At 53.6% G+C, this 16370-nt stretch carries 13 protein-coding genes; 6 read left to right on the plus strand and 7 right to left on the minus strand.

Annotation, left to right across the window (positions count from 1 at the left end):
* From ACL2XN_RS16270 to dnaB, 4 genes are all read right to left on the minus strand, one after another.
* A complete protein-coding gene (locus ACL2XN_RS16270) occupies nt 1-417 on the minus strand; it encodes a secondary thiamine-phosphate synthase enzyme YjbQ (protein ID WP_410012610.1) in 417 nt (138 codons plus the stop codon).
* A gap of 175 nt (nt 418-592) precedes the next feature.
* Entirely contained in the window at nt 593-1783 is a 1191-nt protein-coding gene (locus ACL2XN_RS16275; RefSeq protein WP_410012611.1) for an aromatic amino acid transaminase, read from the minus strand.
* Nucleotides 1784-1877: 94 nt separating this feature from the next.
* Nucleotides 1878-2972 carry an alanine racemase gene (gene alr / locus ACL2XN_RS16280; protein WP_410012612.1) on the minus strand — a complete coding sequence of 365 codons (1095 nt, stop codon included), beginning with the start codon at nt 2970-2972 and terminating at the stop codon, nt 1878-1880.
* 17 nt (nt 2973-2989) lie between these two features.
* Nucleotides 2990-4396, minus strand: a complete 1407-nt coding sequence (gene dnaB, locus ACL2XN_RS16285) for a replicative DNA helicase (RefSeq protein WP_410012613.1) — start codon at nt 4394-4396, stop codon at nt 2990-2992.
* Nucleotides 4397-4546: 150 nt separating this feature from the next.
* On the opposite strand from dnaB, the gene ACL2XN_RS16290 reads away from it, so the two are divergent.
* The 4 genes from ACL2XN_RS16290 to ACL2XN_RS16305 all read left to right on the plus strand — a co-directional run bounded on the left by ACL2XN_RS16290 (nt 4547) and on the right by ACL2XN_RS16305 (nt 9978).
* Entirely contained in the window at nt 4547-5530 is a 984-nt protein-coding gene (locus tag ACL2XN_RS16290) for a quinone oxidoreductase (protein WP_413729083.1), read from the plus strand.
* A 624-nt stretch (nt 5531-6154) separates the two neighbouring features.
* The gene (locus ACL2XN_RS16295; protein ID WP_413729085.1) at nt 6155-7201 is read left to right on the plus strand and encodes a hypothetical protein; all 1047 of its coding nucleotides are present in this window, start codon (nt 6155-6157) and stop codon (nt 7199-7201) included.
* An 87-nt stretch (nt 7202-7288) separates the two neighbouring features.
* Nucleotides 7289-8281: a hypothetical protein gene (locus ACL2XN_RS16300; RefSeq protein ID WP_413721844.1), complete on the plus strand. Its 993-nt coding sequence runs from the start codon at nt 7289-7291 to the stop codon at nt 8279-8281.
* 11 nt (nt 8282-8292) lie between these two features.
* Entirely contained in the window at nt 8293-9978 is a 1686-nt protein-coding gene (locus tag ACL2XN_RS16305; protein WP_413721843.1) for a hypothetical protein, read from the plus strand.
* A gap of 47 nt (nt 9979-10025) precedes the next feature.
* Here the strand turns inward: ACL2XN_RS16305 and ACL2XN_RS16310 are convergent, their stop codons facing one another.
* The 3 genes from ACL2XN_RS16310 to dusA form a co-directional block, all read right to left on the minus strand.
* Complete coding sequence (locus tag ACL2XN_RS16310; protein WP_413729087.1) at nt 10026-12788, minus strand: inverse autotransporter beta domain-containing protein; 2763 nt, start codon at nt 12786-12788, stop codon at nt 10026-10028.
* 297 nt (nt 12789-13085) lie between these two features.
* Nucleotides 13086-13304, minus strand: a complete 219-nt coding sequence (pspG, locus tag ACL2XN_RS16315) for an envelope stress response protein PspG (RefSeq protein ID WP_410012619.1) — start codon at nt 13302-13304, stop codon at nt 13086-13088.
* Between the two features lie 292 nt (nt 13305-13596).
* Complete coding sequence (gene dusA / locus ACL2XN_RS16320; protein WP_410012620.1) at nt 13597-14634, minus strand: tRNA dihydrouridine(20/20a) synthase DusA; 1038 nt, start codon at nt 14632-14634, stop codon at nt 13597-13599.
* 428 nt (nt 14635-15062) lie between these two features.
* Between dusA and rcsA the strand changes: the two genes are divergently transcribed.
* Both rcsA and zur read left to right on the plus strand, forming a co-directional pair.
* Nucleotides 15063-15692 (plus strand): transcriptional regulator RcsA, encoded by a 630-nt coding sequence (rcsA, locus tag ACL2XN_RS16325; RefSeq protein WP_410012621.1) that lies wholly within the window; start codon nt 15063-15065, stop codon nt 15690-15692.
* 165 nt (nt 15693-15857) lie between these two features.
* Entirely contained in the window at nt 15858-16367 is a 510-nt protein-coding gene (zur, locus tag ACL2XN_RS16330; protein ID WP_410012622.1) for a zinc uptake transcriptional repressor Zur, read from the plus strand.
* The last annotated feature ends 3 nt before the right edge of the window (nt 16368-16370 follow it).

A 16370-nucleotide genomic window follows, 5' to 3' on the forward strand; every position in this document is an offset into this window, starting at 1 on the left:
TTACTCCCCTTGCAGGGTAGCGACGATGCGGCGCTCCCCTCCCCGATTACGATGTTCACCCAGCCAGATGCCCTGCCAGGTCCCCAATAGCAATTTACCCCGACCGATGGGGATCAACAGTGACGCACCCAGTAAAGACGATTTAATGTGCGCGGGCATATCGTCCGCGCCTTCGTAATCATGTTCATAGGGGGCGTCCTCGGGCACCTGGCGCAGGAAATGGCTTTCCATATCGGTTCTGACGCTGGGGTCGCAGTTTTCATTCAGCGTCAGCGAGGCGGAAGTATGCTGCAGCAATAAATGCAGCAGGCCGGTGCGAATATCGGCAAGCGCGGGGAGCTGGCCGGCTATCTCGTCGGTGACCAGGTGAAAACCGCGCGCGCGGGCTTTCAGGATCAGGGTTTGTTGATGCCACATAGTTCAGGCTCCTTTCAGTAAGTTTAAGTATAGCAGCGCGAGCATAGGGGCATACCGGCGTGGAAAGGGGTGATTAATAGAGGGGGAACCGGAGAAAAGCGGGCGTTCATGGCAGGCGCCGGCGGCCCGCCGCCGGCAAAACGCGCGACGGGCCGTCAGGGCATTGCCGGGCACATTACAGCGCGGCGATAGCCCGCGCTACCCGCTGGACGTTATCGGTGTTCAGCCCGGCGAGGCACATCCGGCCGCTGCCAATCAGATAAACGCCAAACTCGTCGCGCAGCCGGTCCACCTGCCGCGGGCTAAGGCCGGTATAGCTGAACATGCCGCGCTGCTCCAGCAAATAGTCAAAACGACGCGCGGGCAACGCGACTTTCAGCGCGCCCACCAGGTCCCGGCGCATCTGCAGGATACGCGCGCGCATGGCGGCGACTTCCTCACGCCACAGCGCGTACAGCGCCGGATCGTTAAGCACCCGCGCCACCACCTGCGCACCAAAATTAGGCGGGCTGGAATAGTTACGGCGCACGGTGGACGTCAGCTGGCCCAGAACGCGCCCGGCTTCTTCCGCGCTGGCGCAGACCACGGACAACGTTCCCACCCGCTCGGCATAGAGCGAGAAAATTTTCGAGAACGACTGGCTTACCAGGCAGGGCAGTCCCAGCCGCGCCATTTCGCGCACCGCATAGGCATCCTCATCTAATCCTTCGCCAAAGCCCTGGTAGGCAATATCCAGGAACGGGATGAGTTCCCGCTCCGCCACCACGCTGATAACCCGGTCCCATTGTTCGCGGGTGAGATCGGAACCGGTGGGGTTGTGGCAGCACGGATGCAGCAGCACGATGCTCTGGGCCGGCAACTGGCGCAGGCATTCCAGCATGGCGCTGACATTGACCGTCAGCGTTTCGCCGTCAAAATAGGGATAACGGTTGACCTTAAACCCTGCGCCGGAAAAAATGGCCACATGATTTTCCCAAGTCGGATCGCTGACCCAGACTTCGGACTGCGGGAAATAATCCCTGAGGAAATCCGCGCCAATCCTTAACCCTCCCGAGCCGCCCAGGGTCTGGATGGTGGCGATGCGCAACGCCGCGCGCATCGGATGATGCTCACCGAACAGCAGCGACTGGCTGGCGGAACGGTACGAGGCCAGTCCCGCCATCGGCAGGTAGGATGATGCCTGCGTCGGGCTGACTTCTAGCAGGGATTCGGCTTGCGCCACCGATTTCAATTGCGGAATAATCGCCTGCTCATTGTAATACAGCCCTATGCTCAGGTTGACTTTGTCCGGTCGCGGGTCCTGTTTGTAGGTTTCCATCAGCGACAGGATTGGATCCCCCGCATAAGCATCAACATTCTGGAACACAGTGCAGCTCTCCTGGGTTGTCGGGTTCAAATATGAAACCTCGCCACTACATTACCAAATAAATATAATTATTTGTCATAACCCTAATTAAAATTTAACGGATGTCGCCGCCATCCACATACTCGCGCGCGACCCGCGAGGTGACCTTGGTGATAAGCTCATAGGCGCTGATGCCGCTGGCGGCGGCAATGCGTTCCACCGGAAGCCGCGGCCCCCACAGCTCGACGCGGTCGCCCACGCGCTCACGCCCGTCCGGCCCGAGATCGACGGTCAGCATATCCATGGACACCCTCCCCGCCAGCGGCACTTCGCGGCCATTAACCAGCACCGGGGTGCCGTTCGGCGCGCTGCGCGGATAACCGTCGCCGTAGCCGAACGCCACCACGCCGAGGCGGGTATCGCGCGGGCTGACCCAGGTGCCGCCGTAACCGCAGGCTTCGCCGGCACGATGGCGGCGCACCGCAATCAGCACGGAGGCGAGGGTCATCGCCGGGCGAAAACCGTCGTTCGCCGCCGTGTTGTTATCAAGCGGCGAGACGCCGTAGAGCAGGATGCCGGGGCGCACCATATCGCGGTGGGATTGCGGCCACAGCAGGATGCCGCCGGAAGCGGCAATGGATTGTTTGCCCGGCCTGCCCTGCGCGAAGGCGTCGAAAACGGCCAGTTGCCGGCGGGTGGTATCCAGCTCCGGCTCGTCGGCGCGGGCAAAGTGGCTCATGATATTTACCGGCCCGGCGACATTCCGACTGGCCGCCAGCCGGGTATAGAACGCCTCGGCCTGGGACGGACGTACGCCCAGGCGGTGCATGCCGGTATCCAGCTTCAGCCAGACCTCGAGGGGATGCGCCAGCGTAGCCTGTTCCAGCGCCTGCAGCTCCTCGGGGCTGTGCACCGCGGTGGCGAGACGGTATTCGGCCAGGAGCGGCAGCTCATCGGCGCTGAAAAATCCCTCCAACAGCAAAATCGGCTTGGTGATGCCGGCTTTGCGCAGCTGAAGCGCCTCGTCAAGGCGCGCAACGCCAAAATAATCGGCCTCATCCTGCACGGCGAACGCGGTTTCCAGCAGCCCATGACCATATGCCTGCGCTTTTACCACCGCCACCACGCGGCTATGCGGCGCCAACCGGCGAACCTGCCGCAGGTTATGGCGCAACGCATCACGGTCAATAACGGCGATTGCCGTTTTCATTATCCTTGTCCTGGTTGTTAATCATCATCATATTGCGGCCCGGCGTAACTATCGAACCGCGACCACTGTCCGTTAAAGGTCAGCCGTACCGTCCCGATCGGGCCGTTACGTTGCTTGCCGAGAATAATTTCCGCGATACCTTTCATATCGCTGTTTTCGTGATAGACCTCGTCACGATAGATAAACATGATCAGATCGGCATCCTGCTCGATGGAGCCGGATTCACGCAGATCGGAGTTGATCGGACGTTTATCGGCGCGCTGCTCCAGGCCGCGATTGAGCTGGGACAGCGCCACTACCGGTACCTGCAATTCTTTTGCCAACGCTTTCAGCGAACGGGAAATTTCGGCGATTTCCAGGGTACGGTTTTCCGACAACTGCGGCACGCGCATCAGCTGCAGGTAGTCGATCATGATAAGGCTCAGGCCGTCGTGCTCGCGAAAAACCCGCCGGGCGCGCGAGCGTACATCGGTCGGCGTCAGCCCCGACGAGTCATCGATATACATATTGCGTTTTTCCAGCAGGATGCCCATGGTGCTGGAAATTCGCGCCCAGTCCTCATCGTCCAGCTGGCCGGTGCGGATACGCGTCTGATCGACGCGGGACAGTGACGCCAGCATACGCATCATGATTTGCTCGCCGGGCATTTCCAGGCTGAAAATCAGCACCGGTTTATCCTCGGTCATAGCGGCGTTTTCACACAGGTTCATGGCGAACGTGGTTTTACCCATCGACGGGCGCGCCGCGATGATAATCAAATCGGATTTCTGCAGGCCGGCGGTTTTTTTATCCAGATCGGAATAACCGCTTGAGACGCCGGTAACGCCGTCATGCGGTTTTTGGTACAACTGCTCGATGCGCGCCACGGTGTCTTCCAGGATGCGGTCGATGCTCTTGGGACCTTCATCCTTGCTGGCGCGGTTTTCGGCAATCTGGAATACCCTGGATTCCGCCAGATCGAGCAAATCCTCGCTGCTGCGCCCCTGGGGATCGTAACCGGCGTCGGCGATTTCGTGGGCGACGGCGATCATTTCACGCACCACCGCCCGTTCCCGCACGATATCGGCATAGGCCGAGATATTGGCCGCGCTGGGCGTGTTTTTGGATAATTCCGCCAGGTAGGCGAACCCGCCCACCGAATCCAAATCGCCTTTCTGCTCCAGCGACTCGGAAAGGGTGATTAGATCGATCGGCTTGTTCAGCTCCAGCAAACGCTGCATCTCGCCAAAAATCAGGCGGTGGGGACGATTGAAGAAGTCCTTGGCGGTGACGCGTTCCGCGACGTTATCCCAACGTTCATTATCCAGCATCAATCCGCCCAATACCGACTGCTCCGCTTCCAGCGAATGGGGAGGAAGTTTCAGACCCTCGACCTGGCGGTCACGGGAAAATTGTGTTTTGGCGGCTGGTTTTTTTTCTGACATGGAATAATGGTTTTGCCTGATAGATGCGACATTGGGTAAAACAGCATTGTAGCGTTGATTGTCGCCAAATCCTATGCGGCTTTGCAAACCGGTATTAAGCGCTTATGGTTAAATAAAGGGTAAATAACATTGTCCAAGCGAGGAACAGACATGGCCAAGCGCATTCAGTTTGCCGCCAACGGCGGACCGGAAGTGATGCAATACGTGGATTTTAACCCGGCGGATCCGGCGGCGGGCGAGGTGCAGGTTGCGAATAAAGCCATAGGCATCAATTACATCGATACCTATGTACGCAGCGGGTTATACCCGACGCCCGCCAAGCCGTCGGGCCTGGGGACCGAGGCCGCCGGCATTATCATCAAGGTGGGCGCCGGTGTCTCCGGGCTGAAGGCGGGCGATCGGGTGGTGTATGCGCAGTCGCCCCTGGGCGCCTATAGCGACGTGCATAACGTGCCGGAAAAAAATATCGCCCTCCTGCCCGACGCCATTTCGTTTGAGCAGGCCGCAGCGTCATTTTTGAAAGGCCTGACCGTCTTTTACCTGCTGCGCCAGACCTACGAAATCAAACCGAATGAAATTTTCCTGTTTCACGCCGCCGCCGGAGGTGTCGGCCGCATTGCCTGCCAGTGGGCCAAGGCGCTGGGCGCCAAGATGATTGGCACCGTCGGCTCGCAGGAAAAAGCCGCCCTGGCCAAAGAGGCCGGCGCCTGGGAAATCATCAACTACCGGGAAGAAAACGTGCCGGAACGCGTTGCGGCGCTGACCCAGGGGAACAAGGTGAGCGTGGTGTATGATTCAGTGGGTAAAAACACCTGGGAAGCTTCGCTGGACAGCCTGCGCCGGCGCGGCCTGATGGTCAGCTTCGGCAACTCGTCCGGCCCGGTGACCGGCGTTAACCTGGCCATCCTGAACCAAAAAGGCTCGCTGTACGTTACCCGTCCCTCGCTTAACGGATATGTCACCAATCGCGAAGAGCTGAAATTTGCCAGTAACGAATTGTTCTCGATGATTGCCAGCGGCGCCATCAAGATCACGGTACCGGAGCGGCAAAAATACCCCCTGGGCGAGGCACGGCGGGCGCATGAGGCACTGGAAAACCGTGAAACCAACGGCTCCTCATTATTAATACCCTGATTAAGTTCGGCCACATTATCCCTTCCCTTCTCCGACCGCGGGGATAATCCATGGCCAAAGCATGCCTTGCGCCATGCAAAAAAACGGGCCTTCTCACGAAGGCCCGTCGATTACAACGAACTGCAAAACGCGTGTGTAGGTAGGACAGTGGCTTAAACAACGGTGTATGCTGCTTATACAGCTATTATTCACCGATGCCGATGAAACGCTTATGCTAAAACCGAGGTATTATTCTAACAGGATAGATAAGTAAAATGCATACTTTGCCGCTGACTGACGTCGGCAAAACATCAAAGTGTGATCCATCGCCCACATTTCCCTTCCTTACTTATACGCATACGCCGCGCGCCTCATTTTTTGATAGTGGCATCCGGCCATGCGGTGCGAGGAAAAGCGCCTTGGGTGTAATAAGGCGAAAAAGGCAATGGACTTCCGATTATTGCCGCGCTTAATATTGAATTAGCCGATTTCATTGATGCTGATAAACATATGCTTTATCTATGCTGATTTATTTCCGCATTGCCCATGTGTGTGCAACAAATCCGATTGGGAATGAACAAACAAAAGATAATTTTGCCGGTATTTGTGCCGGCAATTTTAGCGTAATTTCTTAGAGGGGTGCTTATGTCTGACACATTTTATCAACCTGATTATGCACCAGAGCACAATTCGGTATGCCCGGTAAATCCGCTGGCGGTAGAGATATCCTTGACCTCTGAGACCTATTATATTAACCCACAAGTCATCCCGGATGTAACGCTGAGCCTTTTCGCCAGTTCGGCGGGGGTGCCCCATAGAGACGCGTTGGTAACCTGGAGTTCTTCTTTTGGTGAAATTACACAGGTCACTGAGACGGACAATAATGGGATCACCACTAATACGCTGATGAATTCAGTGGCAAATCCTCAATTCGGCACCGCGACGGTAACAGCTTCTGTCGGCGGTAATAGCGCATCCATTAATATAATCTATTTTAATGCCAGTTTGCTGCCGGTACGCGTGAATGGTCTGACGACACAAAATGTCTTGCCCGGTAGCGTTATCAAACAAGGCGTCCAGGCACTCATATATCGCCCGGTTGTGCTGGCAATTGGCGACGTATTCACTTTTTACTGGGGGTCTTTTAAAACGCAAAGATTCTATGATGGTACGAATATCCCTTGGGTCATAGATATTTCCGGTCTAGTGGATGCAGGAGTCGACCTCGTTGACGGAACCTACCTTGTTTATTATGAAGTAGAAAGTCAGAACGGCTTTTTTCCCTCCACGCCATTGCTTCTTGCTATTGAAGGAAGCCCCTATAGTCTTCCAACTCTGGCCGCGCCAACATTACCCTACATATCCGATTATCGTATAACTTATAATGCCGCGGTCCAGGGCGTCATAGTGCAAATTCCCGGTGGCCAGCCGAATGTCTCCAACGGGGACCATTACAGAATAACGTTAGCACTCAGCACCTACGCCGGCGTACCTATCCGTAGTACGGTGGTAGCGGAGGGTGAAGTGACCAACTCAACGGTGGGCACAAACGCCACTATAAATTATTTCAATCTCCGGGAACTCAGTGGCGTAAACGGCAGTATTTCTTATAGCATTATCAATCGTATTACAAATGCAGTTAGTGTTTCCAATATTACAAGAGTATTGATCAATACAGTGTTACCCGGATAGACGTATTACCAAAATATCCCGAGCCAGAACATAACCCTGGCTCTCATCGTCCGTAATAGTGAATTATGGACAAAAAGGGGAAACGCTATGGCATTGCCTGAACCTACAGTTCCTCAAAAAAAAGAGGGTGTCGTTACCGGAAACGATTTGGCGGTGGCGGGGGGACTGATTGTAATTGTTCCCCGCTATGTGACCGCAGGGCTGGGCGATTATATTGATCTCATATTTAATGGAACATCAGTACTCCAGCGCATTATTATGGATTTAGCCAATGAACCGCCATTTTCTACAATTATCCCGGCGTATAATGTTCCGAACGGAAATAACACGCTATTCTATACGGTCACAGATACGTTTAATCAAACGAGTACATCGCCGGCGGCGGAGGTCTTTATAACCGGCAATAGCCAGGCGCCTTCACCCCCGTTGGCTATGGCGGTTTCAACCAATGCCGCCAGTATTGATTACGACGCTATTAATGTAGAACCCTTTAATCAAGGGGCATTGGTGGGGAGGCCAACTGCCCAGGTTAATGTCACTGTTAGCGAACCTGCTTTTATTTATGAGTCGCACAGTCAGAAATATAGCTTTTTTTTAGACCAAAATGGGCTTGGATTTTTTAAGGTGTATTCGCCAAGACAAGTAATGACATATTTAACAGCCTATGAAACCGACAGGCCCGATCGCGTATTGCACGACACCATGATTTTTGGTCCTTATAAAATTGGCAATGAAAATATCGAAGCCATAAACTTTACCACTCATGCTCCGGCGAATGGCCGCACGCAGAATTCTATTTACCTGCAAACCCGCCCCCAGGCCGGGGGCATATATATCACCGAAATCGACGTTAGGGTAAACGGGCATGCCGTTATTGCCGGCTACAACGCGCAAGCCGCCACCATCGCGTTGAACAGCGACAATTCGGTCGCTATCAATATCACTGATACCTATGTCGAGAGGGTGACGGTGATCCTGCGGCTGCCGCAGGTTGCCGGTGGGGCATTCACGCTGAATACCGATTTCGTCGCGCAACCGGTCCCCGGCATTGCGGCACCCGGTTATGTCAGGGATAGATAGGAGAATCGCCTATGTATTATCTTGCAAACATGCGCCAGGAATTTTCAGTATCGCTATCCGCCACCTCATCCGCAACCGCAGACGGGCAGGATACCAATAGCGCGACGGCAACAGCCTTACGGGATAACGACATTTTGCTGGCAAATGAAGATACCCTGTTTACCTTATCCGGCAACGCGCGATTTACCAATGGCTTAGCAACACAGCAACTTCGTACCGGCGTAACGGGCAGGGCCCAGGTTTTTTTCACTAATCAAAGTGCGGAAACTGTTATCGTACAGGCCATTCTCATTAACCGACCCGGCGCCATCGATACCGTTACATCGCAATTCCACCCGCCGGGGACGCCGGGCATGATACCCTGGGTCATGGGGCGGCGATCCCAGCAAACGGCGAGATACACGGGGAATCCCACGCTGTTAACCGCGCTTAACCGTATGGATCGCACATTACTTAACGCCCATTGGCAATATGAAGGTGAATCGATTAGCGTCAGCGGCGCGTATTTTATTGATACCAAGCCTGAAAAAATTTTGCGGGTCACGGCCGGCGGTGCGACGGCGCGGATACGACCGTTGAACGTAATAATCAATGACAATCATTTCGGTGCGGTGGCCGCCTGCCTTAATAATGGCAGCGTTGTAGCATGGGGGAATGCTGAAGCAACGGTGCCGGGGGCAATAGCCGGCCTGCGCGATATCGTGACGCTTTGCGCCACGCTTAACGCCTTTGCCGGCCTGAGGCAAAATGGCGGCGTGATCGGCTGGGGGATCGCGGGCCGGGGCGGGGAGGTACCTGCCGACATAGGTAATTTACGTGACATTATAAGCCTGTGCGCCTGTGATTTTGCTTTTGCCGCCATTCGGCAAAACGGCGGGGTGGTGGCCTGGGGTTCGCCGTCCGAAGGCGGGTCTGTGCCCTACAACATCAGCCAACTTCGCGATATCGTCAGCCTGCGGGCAACGGCTAATGCCTTTAGCGCGTTGCGCCAGGACGGTAGCGTGGTGGCCTGGGGCACAGTTTCAGGCGGTGGCATCGTGCCACCGGAAGCCGAAGTATTACGCGATATCATAAGCGTAAGCGCATCAAACCTTACCTTCACCCTACTCAGGCGCAATGGCAGCGTATTGTCCTGGGGAGGGGGGCAGCAACTCCCGCCGGAAATCGGCGCGCTAACCGATATTATCAGCGTAGTGTCGGCAAACTATGCATTTGCGGCCTTACGCAGAGGCGGAGGCGTCGTCGCATGGGGTACCGCGCAGTATGGCGGGTCTGTGCCTATGGCAATCGCCACGTTACGGGATATCATCGCCCTGTGCGGCAACGGAGGCGCGTTTGCCGCTCTACGCCAAAATGGCAGTGTCGTAGCATGGGGTCATGAATACTTTGGCGGCCCCCTGCCGGGCGTCATCGGCAGTTTAAGGGATATTGTCTCTCTGAGCAGTACGGAAACAGCCTTTGCCGCCCTGCGCGCCGATGGTAGCGTGGCGGCATGGGGCTCGTCATTCGCAGGGGGAAACCCTCCATTAAATATCACATACTTACGTAATATACGCGCTATCTATGGCGGTAGAAGGTCTTTCGCCGCGCTACAGGATGACTCACGGGTCAGCGTATGGGGCGGCGGCGAAGCCGCGCAACAAGCCAATGTTCCCGCCGTGCTGGCCGGCAATATTTCCTATACCCTGCCGGTGTAACGACGGATCCGCCTGTCAATTATCCGCGGTTATAGTCACTGTTTATTTTATAGAAAATTCATATAATTACCTGTACTGTTTATTTGCATGCCCAGGTTATAAGCGGCTAATGCCCCCAGGACCACCACATTTGCTTCCGCCGAGCCATTGGTTGCTTCAAGGGTGGCGATACCGTCAGCACCGGTAAAAACAGGGTTGACGACGGCCGCGGCAGTTGACGGCAGCTGGACACCAGACTGTACCCGGACAAAGGTGATATCTATTCTTGCGTTAGGCACCGGTTCGCCTCGCGGCGAAAGAAGGTCTATTTCGATTCTATTACGTGAAAAGCCGTCAGCGGGCTGATTATTGGTGATAACACGCCAGGTAGCGGTAGGCGACGCGAAACGGCCGCCGGTGCTGGAGTAGTTTTGCCCATTTCCCAATGCGGCGGTGAGAACCACGCTGCCATTGCTGGTACTGGTATAACGCACCTCCGCCCTGCCATTGCCATCTGTCACCGGGTTGGTTGACGAATCAATGGTTAAGGTCCCCGGGTTTGAAGGCAGGGTATAGGCGGCGCTTAACGCAAGCTGGACATTTGGCAAAGGAATGCCGTTAACATCTTTGGCAATAATTTCAGCGACATTTTGCTGGAGGCCGTTGCTTAAACCATCATTTGCCGTAACGGCGATACTCAGCATCACCACCTGCTCGATAAAATGCATTTCCCCGGAGGTTTTGCTGATACCTTCGACCGCCGCCGTCACCTTGACCGGCCCCGGCCGATCGGTGGTGACGCTTGCCATCAAGGTACCGTCATCACGCGTGCGTCCGCTGGCAGGATTCACCCTGGCGTCATTATCCGCCGAGAAGGTCACCGGCAGATCGGCCAGGGGCTGATTGTTTATATCCCTTACCGTAAGTTTAATCTGGTGGGCGTCAATATTGTCGGCCACTTTATCGCCGCTGGTTAAAATCTCAAGCGTCGTGTTGGCTTCGTCCGGCGCGGCGACAGCAGCAAAATGCACATCCACCGCGCGGCTGCTGCCCGCGACCGTCGCCCTCACCTGGCTGGTACCGCCTTTCAACGAGGTAATCCGGGCGGTGGCGATACCAAAGCGGTCCGTGACCACTGGACTTGGCACCGTGGCCTCATTGGTGGCGCTAAAGTTGACCGCCTGCCCGGCGACCGCCCGCCCGGCCAGGGTGACGGTGGCCTGAACCTCATTAGCCGCGGCGCCGTTCGCTTCGGCGTTATCCACCGTCACCGCAAGCCCACTTATCACTAGCTGTTCGGCGGGGGCCACGATGTTGATGACCACCTGTGCCTGGTTTGACCCATTGCCCTGTTGGTCGATGGCGCGCGCGCGCAGATGATAGCGGTTGGCCGAAGCTCCTCCCTGCCGGAACGGCGGCAGCACGATGTCGATGGCATCCGTGGCAGGAAGGGTTACCGCGCCCCCCGCCCCCACAAGCTCCGCGGCATCCCAATCAATCCTTGCCAGCCCATATTTTGCCATAACCTGCGCGCTGATATGCATTGTCTCACCGGCGGTTCCGGTCAACTGCTCTGGTAAAATCAGGCGGATTAATTCTTGCTTCTGGTATTCGAGAACAATATCGTTGTTACGTTCGACCAGATCATAACGGCTTACGGCCAGAGTACGCATAACGGCAACGTCCGCAGGGTCGATTTGTTTTTGCCACGTCTCGCCGATGCGATAGTTTAGCTGCAGGTTGATAGAGGTATCCTCATTATTACCTTTTCCGATGCGGTAATTTGCGCCCAGGGTTAATAACGGGAAAGGGGTATAATTCACCCCCAGCGTCACGGCATAAGGATTTTGCACCCGGGTTCCCCTGCCGAACAAGGCCACATCATCTCCGCGGTATTTTTCATAGATGAGTTTCCCGCCTAATTGCGGCCAGGCCGGTAGCCAGGCTTGTGCGCGCACATCATAGCCGTCCGCCGGCCGTTCATTATAATCGGCATAATCCCGCGACTGATGCCAGCCGGACAAAGCAAAGTAGTTGTTGGCGGATAATTTCAGGTAATCGGTCCAGGCCTCCGCGCCTACGCCTGCCCGCCGATTGTTGCCGGTCAGGTCGTTATCGTAGAAAAAATTCATCCCGTACAGCCAGGCATCATGATAGGTTCTTATTCCCCATCCCATATTAAGGGTGTTCCTATCGTCGTTATTCCGCCCGCCCAATTGCACAAATAACATAGCAGAGTCGTCGTCATACAGAGGTAATAAAAAATCCAGCGAGCTATTTACGAAGCGGAAACGATTATCGGTATTGATCTTCACCCTGGCGGTACCATAGTGATTTAACCATTTCTGCATGGCCGCGCCTGCCTCGCCGGTCACCAGCGAGCCAACCCTTGCTCCCATCTCCCCATCGGATTGATCGGCGGACATCATCGTGCCAAGCGTGGTAAACCTATTGATGAACCGCTGATCATCGTCGGTCGCCACGGCTATGGGCAAACCAGGCTTACTCAAGGTATCGCCATCCGGCACGTCAATTTCATCCCCTGCCGTCAATGAAGCGAAAGGTTTCGAAAAAGTACGGAATTTATTCAAATTTTTTAAATTTTCCGCTGTAATATGATATTTCCTTGCTACAGAATCAACCGTTTCCCCTTCCCCTAAAATATAAGTCCGACTCATAAATACAGCGGCACCTGGCGTCTCAGCAGCATGCACATCAATGATAACAGAGTGCAACATCAGGATTATAAAAACAAAAAGCCAAATAAAATACTTAAAAAAAGCTAATCGATAAAATAACGATTTATGTATTTTAACTTTAGTTAGCTGCATGATATACCACGCATTATAAATAATATATATTAAAAATGCACACCAGCTTCAATGAAATGCAGCTCTCATTTATATAGCGATGTGAGTGGACGCATAGCTTTAAATAACGAGAGCTACTATAGCAATCTATAAATAAGCAATATCGAGATATTCGCTGGGTTTTTGAAAAGCTTATGGGATACTAATATTATTATATCAAAAATAACGTTTTGGCACCTTGCCCTTGTCAGGTAAGGCGCCAGCTGGAAGACTTCGGATTAGATATAACACCTATGCCGCCCATCCCGGGCGGGTAGCTTAATAGCGGGGAAAACGGGGCGGGTTAACCGTACGCCAGATCCAGGCCACCACCAGCGCGAGTAACAGCCAGGGGAGCAGTTTCAACGCCATGACCAGCACGCCGGCAAACATCATGACCAGGAAACCCACCGCCAGCGCCGCCAGTACGCCCAGGAATGAGATACCGGTCAACAGCAGCATGAAAAAGAATGCGATGACAAAGACGAATTCCACCATTACAGGCTCCTGAAATCGGGGTGACACAGCAGGCTGGACCTTCTGCGCCTATTGCGATGATAATAAACATATTACAAAAATCGTGCCAATAAAGTAGCGCGCCAGGCCATTGAAAAATAATGAAAAATAGTGTTGTGCTCAAAGCGGGAATGGTATTTTTGACTAATTAATAGTTATTATCGCCGCTATCAGCAGCCTCAATCCCGCGCCATGGCCGCAATAGCCCTCATGACGCGCTTTCACCCCCGGCGGCGCATGGCGGTACCCATTGGCTGGGGGCAGCCGGCAATAGTTATTCGGCAACGCACCGCATCGGTTCAGCTTTTGCCACTTTGGCCAATGCCTGACGTACCACCTCAATACCGGCGCCGGGCTTGTGGGCGTTTTCGCTCAGATGACGTCGCCATTGCCGCGCGCCCGGCACGCCCTGGAATATCCCAAGCATATGGCGGGTGATATGGCCGAGGTAAGTGCCGTTCGCCAGCTCGCGTTCCATATAAGGAAACATGGCTTCCACCACCGCTGTCATGGTGTCATGGGGATCAACGACACCAAATAACCGGCTGTCCACCTGGCACAGCATACCGGGATTCTGGTAGGCCTCGCGTCCTATCATCACGCCATCCAGGCAGCTCAGATGCCGCTGGGCGTCGTCAAGCGTCGTGATGCCGCCATTAATGGCAAACGTCAAGGAAGGAAAATCGCGTTTTAGCTGATAGACGCGTTCATAATCCAGCGGCGGTATCTCGCGATTTTCCTTCGGGCTCAGCCCCGATAGCCACGCCTTACGCGCATGGATAATAAAGGTCTCGCAGCCGCCCTGCTCAGCCACAGTCTGGATAAACTCGCACAAGAATTCATAACTATCCTGTTCGTCTATACCAATACGGGTTTTCACTGTCACCGGAATCGACACCGCCGAGCGCATAGCGGCGATACAATGGGCCACCCGCTCGCGCTCAGCCATCAGGCAGGCGCCGAAGCGGCCGTTTTGTACCCGGTCGGAAGGGCAGCCGACATTAAGATTAATTTCGTCATAACCGCGCAGCGCGCCCATGCGCGCGCATTGCGCCAATGCATCCGGCTCGCTGCCGCCCAATTGCAACGCCACCGGATGCTCGGCCTCGTTATAGGCCAGGTAGTCGCCCTTGCCGTATAGCAATGCGCCGGTGGTCACCATCTCCGTATACAGCAATGCATGACGGGTCAGCTGGCGCAGAAAATAGCGGCAGTGACGATCGGTCCAGTCCAGCATCGGCGCGACGGAAAAGCGCTGCGGGGAAAATGGCGCTACGGCCAGCCGGCTGTTAGCCTCGGTTGAAAATGTCATAACGTCATATGCAGGCATAAAAATGGGTTTAAGGAATACAGGGAGATTATCTGTGTAGTGTATCACAGAAACCCTATTAGGTAGCGAACACCCCATGCGGCGATTCATCAACCATGTTAATGTTTAATTCTTACTAAACATAGGTAAATGTTTAAAGATTGTTAAATAATTATGCTTCCAGAATGCGTGAAAAGGCCACGGCGTCTCAAATAAGCACCATTTCATCCCAATACCTCCCCAAGTGATTTACAAAGCGATCATAATCATTTATCACATGATCTTAATTCAAATTTATCCAGCCATGCTGATAAAAGGTTGAAAAATGATAAATCGATATAGACAGTAATTTTTATATTTTAATATTCCCCTATGTCATTTTTTATCCGAATCCTTTTTATTTCAGGATGAATCTAATTGCAGATATTATTATGACAGTATTTATACTCGATCCTTGCACTTATACTAAATGCGCGCTTAAAAGCTCATTGTCGGCAAGCGGTATCAAAGGCGCCATTCGCGATGTGGACAATATCAGCACGTTGCGAATGAGATGCAAAAACGCCAATCCTTCGATAGTTTTTATTAATCAAAACTCTTATCAGTATCAAGGTGATGGAGAAGGATTAAAATCCATTATTGACGAACGGCCTTTGACGCTTTTTTTTATTTTCATTGGTAATGAGAATATTAAGTTCCATGATTTCGTGCCAATCAGGGACAATGTGATTATTTTATCAAAATTTATAAAGATCAGCACATTGTTAATGATAATCCGTTACTTTATGGACACCAAAGCCTGGCGCAATGACGATTCCGCCATCGGGTTCTCTCCGCTGCGTTTTAGCAAGACCGAAGTAGAAATTTTAACCATGTGGATGTCAGGTTATGACACCATGTATATCTGTACCCAATTGCACATTAAAGAAAAAACGCTTTCTTCTCACAAAATAAATATTAAGCGGAAAACCAAGGCCAGTAATAAACAGGTGATATACCATTTAATTGCTATTGCCAACAGCGTCACAGATAGTATCAATATCCGTTATCCCGTTTGCTGAAAACCAGCGGCTCCGTTCGAACGCCACAGCTAAAGAAACCTGCCCCCGATCCCCGTCCCCTCACCCTTTTGCCGGTGACAATATGGGTTAAAACACGCCAATATTCGGCGTTTTTCCGCCTTCATGATAAGATAGAGGGCGGAAATCAGCAGTGGGGGAAACGCTATGAATACCACCGATCAGTCTCAATTGCTCAGCCAGGCTGAACAATTATGTGAGCAACGCAACGTGCGCCTGACGCCACAGCGACTTGAAGTGTTGCGCCTGATGACACAGCAGGATGGCGCGATCAGTGCTTACGACCTGCTTGATCTGCTGCGGGCGACGGAACCGCAGGCAAAGCCGCCGACAATTTACCGCGCGCTGGATTTCCTTCTGGAACAAGGTTTTATCCATAGAGTGGAATCCACTAACAGCTTTGTTCTTTGCCACCATTTTGAGCAGCCCAGTCACACCTCCGCCTTCTTTATCTGCGATCGCTGCGGCCAGGTGACTGAACAATCAACCGAAGGCATTGAAGATATTTTGCAAAAAATGGCGCAAGCCACGGGTTTCGCCATGCGCCATAATGTCGTCGAGGCACACGGATTTTGTACCTTATGCGCCGAAGTGCAAGCTTGTGACAATCCCCAGGACTGCGGACACGATCATAGCGTAGCGATAAAGAAACGCTAGCGT

This window comes from Sodalis sp. RH22, assembly GCF_047324165.1.
In the GTDB taxonomy this organism is placed as follows: domain Bacteria; phylum Pseudomonadota; class Gammaproteobacteria; order Enterobacterales; family Enterobacteriaceae; genus Acerihabitans.